The 17415-nt window shown below is 65.8% G+C and carries 12 protein-coding genes; 8 read left to right on the forward strand and 4 right to left on the reverse strand.

Annotated features, from left to right (window positions below):
• The first annotated feature begins 94 nt into the window (after positions 1 to 94).
• From WN73_RS36625 to WN73_RS36640, 4 genes are all read left to right on the forward strand, one after another.
• Complete coding sequence (locus WN73_RS36625) at positions 95 to 1132, forward strand: MBL fold metallo-hydrolase (RefSeq protein WP_011083827.1); 1038 nt, start codon at positions 95 to 97, stop codon at positions 1130 to 1132.
• 89 nt (positions 1133 to 1221) lie between these two features.
• On the forward strand, positions 1222 to 1404 hold the full coding sequence (locus WN73_RS36630) for a hypothetical protein (protein ID WP_028172674.1): 183 nt from the start codon (positions 1222 to 1224) through the stop codon (positions 1402 to 1404).
• 306 nt (positions 1405 to 1710) lie between these two features.
• Positions 1711 to 2919 carry an MFS transporter gene (locus WN73_RS36635; RefSeq protein ID WP_161532965.1) on the forward strand — a complete coding sequence of 403 codons (1209 nt, stop codon included), beginning with the start codon at positions 1711 to 1713 and terminating at the stop codon, positions 2917 to 2919.
• 195 nt (positions 2920 to 3114) lie between these two features.
• On the forward strand, positions 3115 to 4833 hold the full coding sequence (locus WN73_RS36640) for an N-acyl-D-amino-acid deacylase family protein (RefSeq protein WP_271557101.1): 1719 nt from the start codon (positions 3115 to 3117) through the stop codon (positions 4831 to 4833).
• A 206-nt stretch (positions 4834 to 5039) separates the two neighbouring features.
• Here the strand turns inward: WN73_RS36640 and WN73_RS36645 are convergent, their stop codons facing one another.
• Positions 5040 to 6374, reverse strand: coding sequence for an MFS transporter (locus WN73_RS36645; protein ID WP_028172671.1), 1335 nt, complete (start codon positions 6372 to 6374; stop codon positions 5040 to 5042).
• Positions 6375 to 6519: 145 nt separating this feature from the next.
• Here WN73_RS36645 and WN73_RS36650 point away from each other — a divergent pair, with 145 nt between their 5' ends.
• The 4 genes from WN73_RS36650 to WN73_RS36665 are packed head-to-tail and all read left to right on the forward strand — an operon-like array spanning position 6520 to position 11118.
• Positions 6520 to 7173, forward strand: coding sequence for an ABC transporter ATP-binding protein (locus tag WN73_RS36650; protein ID WP_011083822.1), 654 nt, complete (start codon positions 6520 to 6522; stop codon positions 7171 to 7173).
• Positions 7170 to 9632, forward strand: coding sequence for an ABC transporter permease (locus WN73_RS36655; protein WP_028172670.1), 2463 nt, complete (start codon positions 7170 to 7172; stop codon positions 9630 to 9632). The genes WN73_RS36650 and WN73_RS36655 overlap by 4 nt, the downstream gene beginning before the upstream one ends.
• On the forward strand, positions 9622 to 10704 hold the full coding sequence (locus WN73_RS36660) for a lipocalin-like domain-containing protein (protein WP_028172669.1): 1083 nt from the start codon (positions 9622 to 9624) through the stop codon (positions 10702 to 10704). Before WN73_RS36655 ends, WN73_RS36660 begins: the two co-directional genes overlap by 11 nt.
• 27 nt (positions 10705 to 10731) lie before the next feature.
• On the forward strand, positions 10732 to 11118 hold the full coding sequence (locus WN73_RS36665) for an MAPEG family protein (RefSeq protein WP_028172668.1): 387 nt from the start codon (positions 10732 to 10734) through the stop codon (positions 11116 to 11118).
• Between the two features lie 106 nt (positions 11119 to 11224).
• Here WN73_RS36665 and WN73_RS36670 read toward each other — a convergent pair whose 3' ends face one another.
• The 3 genes from WN73_RS36670 to WN73_RS36680 all read right to left on the reverse strand — a co-directional run bounded on the left by WN73_RS36670 (position 11225) and on the right by WN73_RS36680 (position 17071).
• On the reverse strand, positions 11225 to 12418 hold the full coding sequence (locus WN73_RS36670) for an ABC transporter substrate-binding protein (protein ID WP_028172667.1): 1194 nt from the start codon (positions 12416 to 12418) through the stop codon (positions 11225 to 11227).
• A gap of 274 nt (positions 12419 to 12692) precedes the next feature.
• Positions 12693 to 15857: an efflux RND transporter permease subunit gene (locus WN73_RS36675; protein ID WP_011083817.1), complete on the reverse strand. Its 3165-nt coding sequence runs from the start codon at positions 15855 to 15857 to the stop codon at positions 12693 to 12695.
• Entirely contained in the window at positions 15854 to 17071 is a 1218-nt protein-coding gene (locus WN73_RS36680; protein ID WP_028172666.1) for an efflux RND transporter periplasmic adaptor subunit, read from the reverse strand. The genes WN73_RS36675 and WN73_RS36680 overlap by 4 nt, the downstream gene beginning before the upstream one ends.
• Positions 17072 to 17415: the final 344 nt, after the last annotated feature.

Raw genomic sequence — 17415 nt, forward strand, 5'->3', positions numbered from 1 at the left:
ATCTTCTAAATTTTCCCATCTTCACAGTGGATTGCTTCTCTTTTCGACCAGAACCGTAGTAGAATTTCCAATCAGTTCCACGCCGGGTCTTGCCATGATCTTCCGCCAGCTCTTCGACAGTGTTTCGGGCACCTACAGCTACGTCCTTGCCAGCCGCCACGGCGGCGAGGCGCTGATCCTCGATCCCGTGCTGGAGAAGGTCGACCGCTATTGCCAATTGCTGCGCGAGCTCGACCTCAAGCTGGTCAAGGCGGTCGATACCCACCTTCATGCCGACCACGTCACCGGCCTCGGCGAGCTGCGCGACCGCACCCATTGCATGACCGTGATGGGCGACCAGACCAAGGCCGACGTGGTGGCGATGCGTGTCGCCGACGGCGACAAGGTGACGATCGAGGGGCTGTCGCTCGACGTGATGTACACGCCCGGCCACACCGACGATTCCTATTCCTACCTGATGGGCGACCGCGTCTTCACCGGCGACACGCTGCTGATCCGCGGCACCGGCCGCACCGATTTCCAGAACGGCTCCTCGCGCGCGCAGTACGATTCGATCTTCAATCGCCTACTCAAGCTGCCGGACGAAACGATGGTGTTCCCGGCGCATGACTACAAGGGCGACACCGTCTCCACCATCGGCGAGGAGAAGCGCTACAATCCGCGGCTCCAGGTGCGCTCGGTCGACGAATATATCGAGCTGATGGCGAACCTGAAGCTGCCCAATCCGAAGATGATGGACGTGGCGGTGCCCGCCAACATGCGCGTCGGCCTGCATCAGGAGGAGCTGGAAAAGGAGGGCCGCGCGCTAACCGCCAGCGAGGCGATCCGCGTCCTGGGCCGGCCTGACATCCTGCTGGTCGATCTGCGCGAGACCAACGAGCGGATGAAACACGGCATGCTCGAGGGCGCCCTGCACACGCCCTATCCGTCCGTCGAGGAGAGCCTGAAGCCCGGCGGCATGCTGCGCGAGGTCGCGGCCGCCACCGGCCGCCGCATCGTATTCTTCTGCGCCTTCGGCGAACGCTCGGCGATGGCCGTCGCGGCGGCGAAGGAGGCGGGCCTCGCCAATACCGCCCATATCGCCGGCGGCATCGATGCCTGGAAGAAGGCGGGCGGACCGGTGGTGCACTGACGCCCCGGCGCGCCATTCTTGAGATAAGTCAGGAACCGCCCACATATTGGGACTAGGATCGGATGCAGCATCACCATCCGGGAACAGCCATGGCCAAGATCGCCAACAAGACCGCCAAGCCGAGCGCGCCGCCCAAAACCGCCAGCGAGAAGCCGGCGGACGACAAGGCGAAGAAGCCGCCGCCGCGCGACACCGACGACGACGATTACGAAGACGGCGACATCGCAACACCGAAGCGTGACCGGTACGGTCCCGATGACGAGCCGTTGTGAGTTGAAGCCTGCCCCACGAATGGTGCGTTCCCTCCCCCCTTGCGGGAAGAGGGGTGCCACACGGCACACTCTTTCGAGAGCGCGACGATCTTTGCATCGACCACGGATAGACCTTTTGCTGGGCTACCCCTCTCTCCCGCCCTCCCCCGCAAGGGCGGAGGGAGCGCAGTGTGCCCGATCGCATCGTCGGGTAATGATTGAGACAGCGGCGCCACCCGCACTACCTGCCATGCGCCTGCGTTCATGGACAAATAACCGCTGTCCCCGATAGTTTGCGCTCCCTTCAGGGAGTGAAACGGAACTGCAATGGTCGATGTTCTCGCCGCACCGCAGCAAGGCAAGGCGGACAGCGCGCTGCGCACGCTGACGGGAATCTCGATCGCGCATTGGGTCAGCCATTTCCATCTGCTGGTCCTGCCGATGCTGTTTCCGTTCCTGAAGGACAGGCTCGGCGTCGGCTATGTCGAGCTCGGCTTCGCGCTCACGACCCTTGCCGTCGTATCGGGCCTGACGCAGGCGCCGACCGGCTATCTCGTCGACCATTTTGGCGCGCGCAGGATCCTGTTGATCGGGCTGACGCTCGGCGGCTTCGCGCTGATCCTGCTCGGCCTGCATTTGAGCTACGCCTCGCTGATTGCCTGCGCCGTGCTGCTCGGGCTCGCCAACAGCGTCTATCATCCCGCCGACTACGCCATCCTGGCGGAGCACATGGACGAGGCGCGGATGGGCCGCGCCTTTTCGATCCACACCTTTGCCGGCTATCTCGGCGGCGCCGTGACGCCGGCGATCGTCGCCGCGCTGGTCACCGTATCGGGTGGCGTCGGCGCATTGATCGCATCGGGCGCGATCGGCGTGCTGGTGGCGCTGCTGCTGGTCGCCATGAGCATTCCCGAGGCCGGCGCGCACAAGAAAAAGCCCGGTCACGAGAGCGCGCCGAAGCAGGCCGTCATCACGCCGGCGCTGATCACGCTGACCGCGCTGTTCATGCTGCTCAGCCTGTCGGTGGCCGGCATCAACAATTTCGGCGTGGTGGCGCTGATGAGCGGCTACGGCGCCTCTTATTCGATCGCCAACATCGCGCTGACCGCATTCCTCGGCGCCAGCGCCGCGGGCGTGCTCGCAGGCGGCTTCCTCGCCGATCACACCGAGCGTCACGGCTATGTCGCCGCCGCCTGCTTTGCCGCGAATGCGGCGATCGTGCTCTTGATCGCACTGGTGACATTGCCCGGCTGGGCTTTGACCGCGACGATGACGGCGGCGGGCTTCCTCTCCGGCGTGATCGCGCCCTCGCGCGACATGCTGGTGCGCAATGCCGCTCCCGCCGGCGCTGCGGGGCGCGCCTTCGGCATCGTCTCCACCGGCTTCAATCTCGGCGGCATCGTCAGCCCGCTTTTGTTCGGCTGGATCATGGACCAGAGCGCGCCGCACTGGGTGTTCGGCGCCTCCGTGATCTTCATGCTGGCGACCGTGGTGCTGTCGCCGTTCACCGAGCGGAAGCGGCAGGCTGCGGCGTAGCGACAAGTTCAACTGTCGTCCTGGCGAAAGCCAGGACCCATTACGCCAGGGAGTTGTTGTCGCGCGAAGCTGGTCACTCCGAGTCTTCGCCAAACTACTCCCTGTGGTTATGGGTCCCGGATCTGCGCTGACGCTTGTCCGGGACGACGAGTAGAGAGAACTGCGTGTAACAAAAACAAAACGGGAAGAAACACCATGACCAATCCTGATCTCGTGATCCGCGGCGGCACGGTCGCGGATGGAAACGGCGGCGAGCTGTTCGAGGCCGACGTCGCCATCACCGGCGGCAGAATCAGCGAGGTCGGGAAGATCTTCGGCAAGGGCAAAGAAGAAATCGACGCGCGCGGAAAACTGGTGACGCCGGGCTTCGTCGACGTCCACACCCATTATGACGGGCAGGTCACCTGGAGCCAGGACATCACGCCGTCCTCGCAGAACGGCGTCACCACCGCGATCATGGGCAATTGCGGCGTCGGCTTTGCGCCGTGCAAGCCCGCCGACCACACCCGCCTGATCCAGCTGATGGAGGGCGTCGAGGATATTCCCGAGCCGGTGCTGAGCGCCGGCATTCCCTGGGCCTGGGAGAGCTTTCCGGACTACATGGACTGGTTGTCGAAGCGCGATTTCGACATCGACGTCGGCGCGCAACTGCCGCATGCGGCGCTGCGGGTCTATGTCATGGGCGAGCGCGGCGCGCGCCGCGATCCGTCCACGGCGGAAGACAATGCGGCGATGGCAAAGCTCGCGGGCGAAGCGGTCCGCTCCGGCGCGCTCGGCTTCTCGACCTCGCGCACGCTCAACCACCGCACCTCGACCGGCGACTTCACGCCGACCTTGAAGGCCGGCGAGGACGAGCTCACCGCGATCGCGGGTGCGATGCATCGCGAGGGCCGCAGCGTGCTGCAATTCGTGCTCGATCTCTCCACCATCGACGAGGACCTGCCGATGATGCTGCGGGTCGCCGACACGACGAAATGCCCGATCTCGTTCTCGATCACGCAGAACGACAAGGCGCCGCAGCGCTGGCGCCAGACGCTGGACGAGATCAATGCCGCCGCACAGCGCGGCCTCTCCATCACCGCGCAGATCGCGGCGCGCCCGGTCGGCCTGCTGCTAGGGCTCGAGCTGTCGCGCAACCCATTCCAGACCCATCCGAGCTACAAGGCGATCGCACATCTGCCGCTGAAGGAGCGGCTGGCGCGGCTGCATCAGAGCGAGATCCGTCAGGCGATCCTGAGCGAGACGGCGACCGCGACCGACGATCCGCTGTTCTTCCGGCCCAACTACGACAAGATGTTCCTGCTCGGCGATCCTCCCGATTACGAGCAGCCGCCGGAGAACGCGCTGGGGCCGCGGGCGCGCAAGCAGGGCCGGAAGCCCGAGGAGCTCGCCTATGACGCGATGCTGTCGGACGAAGGCCGCGGCATGCTCTACGTGCCGTTCCTCAACTATGCCGACGGCAATCTCGATGCGACGCGCGAGATGCTGATCGATCCGCAATCGGTGCCGGGCCTGTCCGACGGCGGCGCGCATTGCGGCATCATCTGCGATGCGAGCTTCCCGACCTATCTGCTGACGCACTGGACACGCGACCGCAAGCGCGGCGAGAAGCTGTCGATCCCGTTCGTGGTCGCGGCACAGTCACGCAAGACCGCGCTCTCGGTCGGCCTCACCGATCGCGGGCTGATCGCGCCCGGCTACAAGGCCGACGTCAACGTGATCGACTATGACCGCCTGCATCTGCATCCGCCGAAGGTGCATTACGATCTGCCGGTCGGCGGGCGGCGGCTGTTGCAGGACGTCGACGGCTATGAAGCGACCATCGTGTCGGGCGTGGTGACGCGGCGGCATGGCGCGGCCACGGGGCGCCGGCCGGGGAAGTTGATTCGTGGCGCGCAGGGGGTGGTGAACTAGCGCGGTAGGATGCATGTGAGACGCGAAGGCAGCGCCTCACATTCGGTGTCGTCGCGGCGAAGGCCGGGACCCATACGCCGCGGCAATTGTTTTGCGAAGACTTGGAGTTATCAGCTTCGCCTCAATCCACTCCCTGTGGTTATGGGTCCCGGCCTTCGCCGGGACGACAGCGGTGTTTGTGGCGGGCCTTGAACGCCTGCCACCCCTTACGTCGGCGACACCGCGCCTTTCAGCGCCGCTGCCTGCGGGGCGGCAGCGCGCGTCAGCCGAGCCTTTTCGCTGTTCGGCCAGAGCAGGGCCAGGCCGAGCAGGCCGGAGCCGACCATGATCACGGCGTTGATGGTGAAGCCGGTCATGTAGCCGTCGAGCATGCTGCCGGCGCGCTGGATCACGGTGCCCATCACGGCGGGCGCGATGATGCCCGAGAGCGTGTAGAGCGCGCCGTAGATCGCCAGGATCGCGCCGCGCTGCGACGACGGCGTGAATTCGCCGAGCATGGGCGGACAGACGACGTAGATCGCGCCGCACAGGCCCGTTCCGACCACGAGCAAGGCGAGCTGAAGGCCGGCGCCCTGAACATACGGCATCGCAGCCAGGATCAGGCCGCCGACCATCAACGGGACCGAGCCGAGCACGCCGCGGGCGACGCGCGTGGTCGATCCGCGGGCCATCATCAGTTGCGAGATCCAACCCGTCAGGATCACGATGGTGGCGCCGAACACCCAGGGCAGGGTCGAAATCCAGCCGGCCTGGCTCTGCGAGAAGCCGAGGCCCTTGATGATGAACGGCGTGAACCAGGTCAGCCCCAGCGACAGCGCCCAATAGGCCCCGAAGGTCGCCGCGACGCAGCCGACGAAGGTGCGCGAGGTGAGAAGCTGAAGATAGGGAATTTTCGCCTCGGTGGCCGCAAGGGTGTGCGTGTCCTCCAGCGGGCCTTCCTTGCCGAGCGCGAGCCAGGCACAGACCCAGATCAGGCCGACGACGCCGAGCGCGCCGAAGGCGTAGTGCCAGGAGTGATTGACGATGACCCAGTTCAGCGCCGGCACCGCCAGGATGACGCCGAAAGCCGAGCCTTGCGACAGGATCGCAGTCGGCAGCGTGCGCTTCTCGTCGGGGAACCATTTGTAGATGGCGTGCGCGGCGACCGAGAAGGCCGGGCCTTCGCCGGCGCCCAGCACGATGCGGCAGATCAGCAGCGTGGTGAAGGAGACGGTGCCGACCATCGGAAACTGCGCCAGCGCCCAGACCACCGCCAGCGTCAGGAGCACCCAGCGCGTCGGCACCTTGTTGACGATGAAGCCGACCACGATGGCCGAGATCGAGAACAGGAAGAAGAACGAAGACCCGAGCAGGCCGAACTGCTCCGGGGAGAGCTTCAGGTCCGCCATGATCGGCACGCCGGCGAGGCCGACGACGATCTTGTCGGCGAAATTAACCAGCATGAACAGAAACAGCAGAAAGGTGACCGTCCAGGCGCCCTTCGGTGTTTCCCTGGATGTCGTCGTCTTGCCCGCCACCATGGGCGTTCCCTGAGCGCTCATCGTTCTCCCCGTCTGTCTTTTTGGCAGTTTTTTGATTTGGCCGTTGTTGGAGCTAACAACGGCTTCGACGGCAACGCAACCCCGGCATTTCCGCGGCAGGTGTGCTACGCAGCATTTCCGTTAATTCCGTCCGGCGCCATTCATCGTGCTGAGCATCCGAAATCTCTCCAAGACGTTCTCCTCGGCCGCCGAACCGGTCCACGTGCTGCGCGGCGTCGACCTTGACCTCAAGGCCGGTGAACGCGTCGCGCTCACCGGCGAATCCGGCAGCGGCAAGAGCACGCTGCTGCACCTGATCGCGGGGCTCGATGCCGCCGATGGCGGCTCGATCCGGTTGGAAGACACCGAGGTCACCAAGCTGTCCGACGCGGGACGCGCCAGCCTGCGGCGCGACCGGATCGGCCTCGTGTTCCAGCAGTACAACCTGATTCCGAGCCTGTCGGTGGCCGACAATCTGGCCTTCCAGGCGCGGATCGCCGGCCGGCACGACGCGGCCTGGTCCAGTGAACTGGTCGAACGGCTCGGGCTCGGCGCCCTCCTGAAGCGCTATCCCGAGCAATTGTCCGGCGGCCAGCAGCAGCGGGTCGCGATCGGCCGGGCGCTGGCGACAAGACCCTCGCTGCTGCTCGCGGACGAGCCGACCGGCAATCTGGATGAAGCGACCGCCGAGGACGTGCTGGCGCTGACGCGCGACCTCGTCACGCGCACCGGCTGCGGCTTCCTGATGGTGACGCACAGCCTGCATCTGGCCGGTACGCTCGACCGCCACCTCACTTTGCATGCGGGGCGAATCGCATGAGGCGCGCGCTGTGGGTCCTCGCGGTGCTCCTGAGCCATTGGCGGCGGCACAGGATGCAGTTCGCGACACTTCTGATCGGGCTGATCGCCGCGACCGCGCTGTGGAGCGGCGTGCAGGCGATCAACCAGCAGGCCCGCAATGCCTATGACCGCGCCGCGGCGACGTTCGGCGGCGTGCGGACGCCGATGCTGGTCGCACCCAATGCGGCGACCTTTTCGCAAGACCTGTTCGTCAGGCTCCGCCGCGCGGGCTGGCCGGTCTCGCCGGTGCTGGAAGGCCGCGTCCAGATCAACGGGCGCTCGGTGCGGCTGCTCGGCATCGAGCCGGTGACGCTGCCGGTGGATGTCGGCAACGCGCCGCGCCTTGGTGCCGCGGACCTGACGCGCTTCGTCGCGCCGCCCGGCCGGACGCTGGTGGCGAAGGAGACGCTGGCCGACTTGCAGGAGCAGGAAGGCGCGGCGCCGCCGATCAGCAGCGGCGCAACACTGCCGCCGCTGCACGTGCAGCCGCAGCTCGTGCCCGACGTGCTGGTGGTCGATATCGGCGTGGCGCAGAAGCTCCTGAACAAGCCGGACCAAATCTCGCGGTTGCTGATCGGCAAGCCGAAGGGCAAGCCTGCGCCGCTGGCGAGCGTCGTCGGCGACCGGCTGCAACGGGTCGAGCCGAACGCCGAGACGGAGCTGGAGCGCCTCACCGACAGTTTCCATCTCAACCTCACCGCCTTCGGCCTGTTGTCGTTCTTCGTCGGCCTGTTCATCGTCAATTCGGCCGTGGGTCTTGCCTTCGAGCAGCGGCTGCCGATGCTGCGCACGTTGCGGGCCTGCGGCGCCTCGGCGCGCCTCGTCAACACGGTGCTGGTGATCGAGCTGGTGGCGCTGGCGCTGGTCGCCGGACTGATCGGGCTCGTCTGCGGCTATTTCATCGCGGCAGCGCTGTTGCCCGACGTCGCGGCGTCGCTGCGCGGGCTCTATGGCGCGCAGATCCCGGGGCAACTCAGCTTGCAGCCCGAATGGTGGCTCGCCGGCATCGGCATCAGCGTTGCCGGCGCGCTCGTTGCGGCGGCGACCAGCCTGATCAAGGCGATCAGGATGCCGGTGCTGGCGACCGCGCAGCCGTACGCCTGGCAGCAGAGGCAGCGCCGCTGGCTGATCCTGCAAAGCATTGCGGCGTGCATGGTGTTCGCGGTTGCGCTGCTGCTGCTTCACTATGGCGAATCGCTGATCGCAGGCTTCGGCGTGCTGGCGGCGCTGATGCTGGGCGCGGCACTGATCCTGCCGGCCTTCCTCGACATCATCCTGCTCATAGGCCAGCGCGGCGCGCGAGGACCGCTCGCGCTGTGGTTCTGGGCGGACAGCCGGCAGCAGCTCTCCGGGCTGTCGCTGGCACTGATGGCGCTGCTGCTCGCGCTCGCCGTCAATGTCGGCGTCTCCACCATGGTGGAAACCTTCAGCCGCACTTTCGTCGGCTGGCTCGACGGGCGGCTCGCGGCCGACGTCTACATCAGCGCTTCCGACAATGCGCACGGCGTCGCGATCCGGAACTGGCTGAAGGAGCGCAGCGAAGTCCAGGCGATCCTGTCGGGCGGCCGCGCCGAGACGCAAGTCCAGGGCCAGCCGGTGGAGCTGTTCGGCCTGCCCGATCACGCACTCTATCGCGAGCGCTGGCCGCTGCTGGAGACTGCGCCACGCGCCTGGACCCAGCTGGTGCCGGGCAATGCCGCCTTCATCAGCGAGCAATTGAGCCGCCGCCTCAACGTCCGCGTCGGCGACGTCGTCGAGGTGCCGGCGCCGGGCGGGACCTGGGAGCTCGACATCGTCGGCATCTATGCCGATTACGGCAATCCCAAGGGACAGCTGGCCGTGAATGTCGCGGCGCTGATCCGTCACTTTCCGCAGACGCCACAGACGCGGATCGGCCTCATCGTCGCGCGGGACAAGATTCCGGACTTGATCGCGGCCTTGCAGAAACGGTTTGCGCTCGACGACCGCAGCGTCGCCGACCAGGCGACGGTGAAGGCAGAATCGATCCGCATCTTCAACCGCACCTTTGCGGTGACATCGGCGTTGAACGCCTTCACGCTCGGTGTCGCCGGCATCGCGCTGCTGACCAGCCTTTTGACGCTGGCCAACTCCCGCCTGCCGCAGCTCGCACCGCTGTGGGCGATCGGCGTCACGCGGCCGCGCCTCGCCGCGATCGAATTGACCAAGACGCTGTCGGTGGCGCTGTTCACCTCGCTGCTGGCCGTGCCGCTCGGGCTGCTGGTGGCGTGGTGCCTGATTGCGATCGTTAACGTGAAAGCATTCGGCTGGCGGCTGCCGTTCCATGTGTTTCCGCTGCAACTCGTCGAGCTGGTCGCGGTCGCGCTGATCGCTTCGCTGCTCGCCGCGCTGCTGCCGGTCGCACGGCTGGCGCGGATGCAGCCGGCGAACCTCGTCAAGGTGTTTGCCAATGAGCGCTGACAAGATCTCGCGGCGCGCATTTGCCGGCGGCATAGCCGCGCTCGCTCTTGCGCGCCGCGCCGGCGCGCAAGGCTATGCCGGGCTCGGCGAGACGGCCGACGGCTTTGCGAAGGTCACGCCGGGAAAGACGTTCGCCTTCCCCGCCGATCACGGGCCGCATCCGGAATTTCGCATCGAGTGGTGGTATCTCACGGCGAACCTCGTCGACAGCAGCGGCGCGGCTTGCGGCCTGCAATGGACGCTGTTCCGTCAGGCGGCGCAGCCGGGACCGCAAGGCGAAGGCTGGGCCAATCAGCAAATCTGGATGGCGCATGCCGCGGTGACGCGTGCCGACACCCATCGCTTCAGCGAGCTGTTTTCGCGCGGCGGGATCGGACAGGCCGGCGTCGAAGCGAAGCCCTTCGCGGCGTGGATCGACGATTGGGAGATGAAGGGTCTTGAGCGCACCAACGATCGCACTTTGGCGCCCCTGACGCTGAAGGCCTCCGGCACGAACTTCAGCTATGCGCTGACGCTGGAGGCCGATCGTGCGGTGGTGTTGCAGGGTGACGGCGGCTTCAGCCGCAAGTCGGAGCGCGGCCAGGCCTCCTACTATTACAGCCAGCCGTTCTACCGCGCGCGCGGCACGCTCACCATCGACGACAAGCCGGTCGATGTGTCGGGGCAGGCCTGGATGGACCGCGAGTGGAGCAGCCAGCCGCTCGACGCCGACCAGACCGGCTGGGACTGGCTGTCGCTGCATCTTGCATCCGGCGACAAGCTGATGCTGTACCGGCTGCGGCAGAAGGACGGCCGGGACTATCCGTTCGGCAACTGGATCACCGCCACCGGCAGCACGCAGATGATCTCGGGCAGCGACATCCAGATGACGCCGAAGGCGACCGCCGAGGTCGCGGGGCGCAAGCTGCCGGTGGAGTGGCAAATCGCCATCCCCTCGCGCTCGTTCTCAATCCAATGCAAGCCGCTCAATCCAAAGGCCTGGATGGGGACCGGCTTCTCCTATTGGGAAGGGCCGATCAGCTTTGCCGGCACGCATGACGGTGTTGGCTATCTCGAGCTGACCGGGTATTGAAGCGCGACCTCTTCAAGGAAGCGAGCGATGTATCACCTCACCGCCCTCGTCACGCTGCTGGCGATTGCGTTTTATTTCTTCGCCACCATCAACGTCTCGCGCGCGCGAGCGAGGACGGGCATCAAGGTGCCGGCGACCTCAGGACACCCGGACTTCGAGCGCGCCTTCCGCATCCAGGTCAACACGCTGGAATGGATGCCTATCTTCCTGCCGTCGCTCTGGCTGTTCGCGATCTATATCAGCGACGCCGTCGCGGCCGGGATCGGCGCGGTCTGGATCGTCGGCCGCATCGTCTATTTCATCGGTTATTCGCAGGCCGCCGCAAAGCGCGGCCCGGGCTTTGCGGTCCAGGCGCTGGCCGCCATAGCGCTATGGGTAGGGGCGATCGGGGCGGTGGTGTCGCGGCTGGTGTGAGGGATGAATTGCAAGCCGTCATTCCGGGGCGGCGCGCCAGCGCCGAACCCGGAATCTCGAGATTCCGGGTTCGATGCTTCGCATCGCCCCGGAATGACGCTACGCCTCACTTCGTCAGCGGGCAGCCGCTGTCCTTGGCGGTGAAGAACGCCTTGTCGCCGGGGACGGTGGCGAGCAGCTTGTAGTAGTCCCAGGGCTTCTTCGACTCCGAGGGCTTCTTGACCTCGAACAGATACATGTCGTGGACCATGCGGCCGTTCTCGAGAACCTTGCCGCCCTGCGCGAAGTCGTCGTCGACCGGCAGCTCCTTCAGCTTCCTGGCGACGGCTTCCGTATCCTTGGTGCCGGCGGCCTTGACCGCTTTCAGATAGCTCAGCGTCGCCGAATAGGTGCCGGCATGGATCATGCTCGGCATCCGCCCGGTGCGCTTGAGGAAACGTTCGCCGAGATTGCGGGTCTTGTCGTTGATATCCCAGTAATAGCCCTCGGTCAGCACCAGGCCTTGCGCGGCCTGCAGGCCGAGGCCGTTCACTTCGGCCAGCGTCATCAGGAGGCCCGCGAGCTTCTGACCACTGGCGACGATGCCGAACTCGGACGCCTGCTTGATCGAATTGGTGGTGTCGAGGCCGGCATTGGCAAGCCCGACGATCTTCGCCTTCGAGCTTTGCGCCTGGAGCAGGAAGGAAGAGAAGTCCGAGGAATTGAGCGGCACGCGCACCGAGCCGACCACCTTGCCGCCATTGGCGGTGACGATCTCGCTGGTGTCCTTCTCCAGCGCGTAGCCGAAGGCGTAGTCGGCGGTGAGGAAGAACCAGGTGTCGCCGCCGGCCTTGGTCAGCGCGCCGCCGGTACCGACGCCGAGCGCGCGGGTGTCATAGGCCCAGTGGAAGCCGTAGGGCTGGCAGGCATCGCCGGTGAGGCGCGAGGTCGCGGCGCCCACGACGATGTCGATCTTCTTCTTTTCCTTGGAGAGCTCATGGATCGCGAGCGCGACCGAAGAGGTCGTCAGCTCCGTGATCATGTCGACGTTCTCGACATCGTACCAGCGCCGCGCGATCGAGCTCGCCAGATCCGGCTTGTTCTGGTGGTCGGCGGTGACGAGCTCGATCTTCTGACCGAGCACCTCGCCGCCAAAATCTTCGATCGCCATCCTGGCCGCTTCGACCGACCATTTGCCGCCGTAGTCTGCATAGACGCCGGACTGGTCGTTGAGGATGCCGATCTTGACGCCTTGCGCGGAGGCCGGTGCTGCCAGCAGCAGGGCCGAGGTTGCGACGGCGGCCAAAAGGGCTGATTTCATGTGTTGGCTCCCAGCAGTGTTCTGTTTTGAAATCGCGCGGATACTAGTGAAGAACCCCGGGAATGCCCATCCATTGCGTGTTGGTCGTTAGTATGAAGGGCGGCACCACAAAAAACCGTCGTCCTGGACAAGCGCAGCGAAGCGGAGCGTAGATCCAGGACCCAATACCCCAGGGAGCAATTTGGCGAAGACCGGTGGTCGCAACCTGCTCGCGCCGCAACTTCTCCCTGGGGTAATGGGTCCTGGCTTTCGCCAGGACGACGCTGGAGAAACATCACATTGCGACCTTCGGCTTCCCGTCGTTCTTCCCCTCAGCCAGGTTGCGCACCACCACATAGAAGATCGGCGTGAACAGAAGCCCGAACAGGGTGACGCCGAGCATGCCGAAGAAGACGGCGACGCCGACGGCCTGGCGCATTTCCGAACCGGAGCCCGTCGAGACCACCAGCGGCAGCACGCCGAGAATGAAGGCGAAGGAGGTCATCAGGATCGGCCGCAGACGCAGGCGGCAGGCGTCGATCACGGCCTCCAACCGCGGCTTGCCTTCGTTCTCGATGTCGCGCGCGAACTCGACGATCAGGATCGCGTTCTTCGCCGCCAGTCCCACCAGCACGACGAAGCCGATCTGGGTGAGGATGTTGACGTCCTGCCCCATGATGCGGACGCCGATGGTGGCCGCTAGCAGGCACATCGGCACGATCAGGATCACCGCGAACGGCAGGGTCCAGCTGCCATATTGCGCGGCGAGCACGAGATAGACGAACAGCACGCAGATCGGGAATACCAGCAGGCCCGCGTTGCCGCCGGTGACCTGCTGGTACGAGAGATCCGTCCACTCGAAGGTGAAGCCGCTCGGCAGGGTGTCGTCGGCGAGCTTCTTGATGGCGTTGAGCGCGGTGGTCGAGCTCGTCCCAGGCGCCGGCTCGCCCTGGAGCTCGGACGCCGCGTAAAGATTGTAGCGCGCGACGCGGTCGGGCCCCGAGACATCCTTGAAGTCGACCACGCTGCCGAGCATCACCATGTCGCCGGAGGCGTTGCGCGTGCGCAGCCGCGCGAGATCGCTCGGCTCTTTGCGGAACGGGAAATCGGCCTGCGCGGTGACGTGGTAGGTGCGGCCGAACAGGTTGAAGTCGTTGACATAGGTCGATCCGAAATAGGTCTGGATCGTGTCGTTGATGTTGGCGATGGGTACACCGAGCTTCTGCGCCTTGGTGCGGTCGATGTCGACGAAGAGCTGCGGCGTGTTGGCTGAGAACGGCGAGAACACCGTCGGAGCCAGCAGCGAGGGCGATTTGCGGGCGGCGGCGACGAGCTCGTCGGTCGCGGATGCCAGCAGCTCGGGCCCTCGGCCCTGGCGGTCCTGGATGCGGATGGTGAAGCCGCCGCCCGTGCCGATTCCGGGCACGGCGGGTGGCGGAATCACGATGATGAAGGCGCCCTGGATCGCGGCGAGGCGCTTGCGCAGCTCGGCCGTGATGGCATTCGCGGTCAGGCCCTTCTTCAGCCGCACCTCGGGCTCATCGAACACAGGGAAGAGCGCCGCCGCATTGCCGGCCTGCGTTCGTGTCGCGCCCGAGAAGCCGGCGAAGGCGGCCACGCGGATAATGCCTGGCGTGTCCAGCGAGATCCGCTCGATCTCTCGGACAATCTCGGTGGTCCGCGCCAGCGATGCCGCACCCGGCAACTGCACTGAGATAATGACGTAGCCGCGGTCCTGCGCCGGGATGAAGCCCTGCGACGTCGTCCCGATCAGCCAGCCTGCGCTGCCGATTAGCACGACATAGATTAGCAGCATCACCACCGAGTGCCGGATCACGAAATTGGCAAGGCCGGCATAGCCATGCGCGAGACGGTCGAACGTGCGGTTGAAGACGCCGGTGAAGGCATTCCAGCCGCGCGCGACGACATTCCAGCTCGCCGGCGGCCGCTTCTCCTCGTGCGGCGTCAGGATCTGCGAGGCCAGCGCCGGTGACAGCGTCAGCGAGCAGAAGCAGGAGATCGCGGTCGCAACCGCAATGGTGACGGCGAATTGCTGGAAGAACTGCCCGGAAATGCCGCCCAGAAATGCGGTCGGCACGAACACCGCGCACAGCACCAGCGCGATCGAGACCAGCGCGCCGCCGACCTCTTCCATGGTCTTCAGCGCGGCATCGCGCCGGCTCAGGCCGTGCTCAAGATGGCGCTCCACATTCTCCACCACCACGATGGCGTCATCGACCACGATGCCGACCGCGAGCACGAGACCGAACAGCGTGAGATTGTTGATGGAGAAGCCGAGCGCCGCCATCACCGCAAAGGTGCCGACCAGCGAAACCGGGATCGCGATGATCGGAATGATCGCGGGCCGCCAGCCCTGCAAGAACACCAGCACCACGATAACCACGAGCAGCATGGCCTCGTAGATGGTCTTGATCAGCTCGTGGACCGACTGCGCGATGAACTCGGTCGGGTTGTAGCCGATATTGTAGTCGAGGCCTTTTGGAAAACTCTCCTTGAGCTTCGTCATCGTGTCGGAGATGTGTTTGGCCGTCGCGAGCGCGTTCGATCCCGGTCGCTGCGTCACCAGCATCGCGACCGCCGACTTGCGCAACAGGAAGCTGTTGGTGGAATACGCCAGCGCCCCGAGCTCGATCCGGGCGACGTCGCGCAGCCGCACCGTGCGGCCGTCGGAGCCGGCCTTGATCAGGATGTCCTCGAACTGCTTCTGGTCCTTCAGGCGTCCGGTGAAGGTGAGGTTCGGCTGGAAGGCGCGATCGGCGATCGGCGGCTCGGCAATCTGTCCGCCCGCGATCTGCACGTTCTGGGCACGGATCGCCGCCAGCACCTCGGTCGAGGTCAGACCGAGATTTGCGATCCGGTCGGGATCGAGCCACAGCCGCATCGAATAATCGCGCGCGCCGAAGATCTGGATGTCGCCGACGCCGTCGATGCGGAGCAGCTGGTCGCGGACCTGCAGCAGCGCGTAGTTGGAGATGTAGAGCTGGTCGAAGCTGTCGTCGGGCGACAGCATGAACACGACCATCAGGATGTCGGGCGAGTTCTTGCGGGTGACGACGCCGTTGCGCTGCACCTCGTCCGGCAGTTGCGGCTGCGCGATCGCGACGCGGTTCTGCACCAGCACCTGCGCCTTGTCGAGGTCGGTGCCGAGCTTGAAGGTGACGGTGATCGTCAGCTGCCCGTTCGAGGTCGCCTGGCTGTAGAGATACAGCATGTCCTCGACGCCGTTGATCTGCTGCTCGATTGGAGCGGCGACCGTGTCGGACACGGTCTGCGCGGAGGCGCCGGGATATTGCGTGGTGACGACGACGGTCGGCGGCACGACTTGCGGATATTCGGAGACCGGCAGCGTCGTATAGGCGAGCGCGCCGACGATCAGCAGCACGATCGACAGCACCATCGCCAGGATGGGCTGGTTGATGGAGAGGCGGCCAAGGTTCATGACTTGTCACCGGGCTTGCCGCCGGCCGGCGCTGGCGCGGGAGACGGCGCGACCTTGGCGCCGACGCGGGCGCGCTGGATGCCGTTGACGATGACGCGGTCGTCAGCCTTCAACCCTTCGCGGATCACGCGCAGGCCATCGTCGATCGGCCCAAGCACCACGGGACGCGCTTCGACGGTGTCATCAGGCTTGACCACGAACACGATCTTGCGGGACTGGTCGGTCGCAACGGCGACATCCGGGATCAGCAGCGCCTCGTAGGGCGCGCTGCCGATCAGGCGGACGCGGCCGAACTGGCCGGGCAGGATCGACAGATCGGTGTTCTTGATCACGGCGCGGCTGCGCAGGGTCCCGGTGGAGACATCGAGGCGGTTGTCGAGGAAGTTGATGGTGCCCTCATGCGAGGGCTTGGTCTCGCCGGCCAGCGTCACCTGCACCGGGTTCGCCGTATCGCGCGAGCTCGGGCGCTTACCTTCGAACCAGAGCTTGCTGTATTTGATGAACGTCGTCTCATCCATGTCGAAATAGACGTAGATCGGATCCAGCGCGACGATCGAGGTGAGCAGCGTCGAAGTGCCGGTATCGCTGCCCTGCACGAGATTGCCGGGGCTGACGAGATGGCGGCTGACGCGGCCCGTGAGGGGCGCGGTCACATGGGTGAATTCGATGTTGAGCTTGGCGGCCTTGAGCGCGCCTTCGGCCTGCACTTCCGCCGCGTGCGCGGCCTGCAAGGCCTGGCGGCGCTGATCGACGACCTGCTCGGAGACGGCGCTGGTCTGCACCAGGTTGAGGCCGCGATCGAGCTCGCGCTTGGCAAGCTCCACCTTGGCGCGCGCATCGGAGAGCTGACCGTCCGCCTGCTCCGCCACCGCCTCGAACGGACGCGGGTCGATGACGTAGAGCAGATCGCCCTGGTGCACGATGGCGCCGTCCTGGAATTCGACGGAGTTGACGAAGCCGCCGACACGGGGGCGCACCTGCACCTCCTCCACGGCCTCGAAGCGGCCGGTGAATTCGTCCCAATCGGTGACGGTGCGCTTGACCGGCTGGGCGACCGTCACCGGCGGAGGTGGCGGGGCCGCGGCCTGCGAGGTCGGCTGTCCGCAACCGGTGAGTGCAAACGCCGCGGCGAGAAGGCCGGCGATGGCGTAAGGCCGCGGCCGAACGAAATCGTGCGTTTTGACAAGTTGCTCGCTTCCATCCGGTCCGCTCATCCCAGGTCCTCGCATAAAAGCCGCAGAAAACGCAGGGTACTCGCCTACCCGCGGGGGACACAAGATGGGCTGCCATAATGAAATCTTCAAGACGATGGCTCGCGCAACGCTCGGCGAGAGGACCTAGCCTGATGATGGGTTGACAGGGAGGGAGATGGCGCTCCTTCGCCTCTCCCAGCTTGCGGGGAGAGGCCGAATCGCATCGCAAGTTGCGATCCGGGTGAGGGGGAGTCTCCGCGAGTCCAACTGTCACCTCCCTTGCGGAGAGCCCCCCTCACCCCAACCCTCTCCCCGCAGGCGGGGAGAGGGAGAAGAGTAGCCAGCGTCTTCGCGCATGACGGGCG

It is taken from the genome of Bradyrhizobium sp. CCBAU 45394, from assembly GCF_028128655.1.
Classification (GTDB): domain Bacteria; phylum Pseudomonadota; class Alphaproteobacteria; order Rhizobiales; family Xanthobacteraceae; genus Bradyrhizobium; species Bradyrhizobium diazoefficiens.

What these genes read in the sequence shown, in the direction of transcription:
- WN73_RS36625 (WP_011083827.1), top strand. Translation starts at nt 95, where the DNA reads ATGATCTTCCGCCAGCTCTTCGACAGTGTTTCGGGCACCTACAGCTAC.
- WN73_RS36630 (WP_028172674.1), top strand. Translation starts at nt 1,222, where the DNA reads ATGGCCAAGATCGCCAACAAGACCGCCAAGCCGAGCGCGCCGCCCAAA.
- WN73_RS36635 (WP_161532965.1), top strand. Translation starts at nt 1,711, where the DNA reads ATGGTCGATGTTCTCGCCGCACCGCAGCAAGGCAAGGCGGACAGCGCG.
- WN73_RS36640 (WP_271557101.1), top strand. Translation starts at nt 3,115, where the DNA reads ATGACCAATCCTGATCTCGTGATCCGCGGCGGCACGGTCGCGGATGGA.
- WN73_RS36645 (WP_028172671.1), bottom strand. Translation starts at nt 6,374, where the DNA reads ATGAGCGCTCAGGGAACGCCCATGGTGGCGGGCAAGACGACGACATCC.
- WN73_RS36655 (WP_028172670.1), top strand. Translation starts at nt 7,170, where the DNA reads ATGAGGCGCGCGCTGTGGGTCCTCGCGGTGCTCCTGAGCCATTGGCGG.
- WN73_RS36660 (WP_028172669.1), top strand. Translation starts at nt 9,622, where the DNA reads ATGAGCGCTGACAAGATCTCGCGGCGCGCATTTGCCGGCGGCATAGCC.
- WN73_RS36665 (WP_028172668.1), top strand. Translation starts at nt 10,732, where the DNA reads ATGTATCACCTCACCGCCCTCGTCACGCTGCTGGCGATTGCGTTTTAT.
- WN73_RS36670 (WP_028172667.1), bottom strand. Translation starts at nt 12,418, where the DNA reads ATGAAATCAGCCCTTTTGGCCGCCGTCGCAACCTCGGCCCTGCTGCTG.
- WN73_RS36675 (WP_011083817.1), bottom strand. Translation starts at nt 15,857, where the DNA reads ATGAACCTTGGCCGCCTCTCCATCAACCAGCCCATCCTGGCGATGGTG.
- WN73_RS36680 (WP_028172666.1), bottom strand. Translation starts at nt 17,071, where the DNA reads ATGAGCGGACCGGATGGAAGCGAGCAACTTGTCAAAACGCACGATTTC.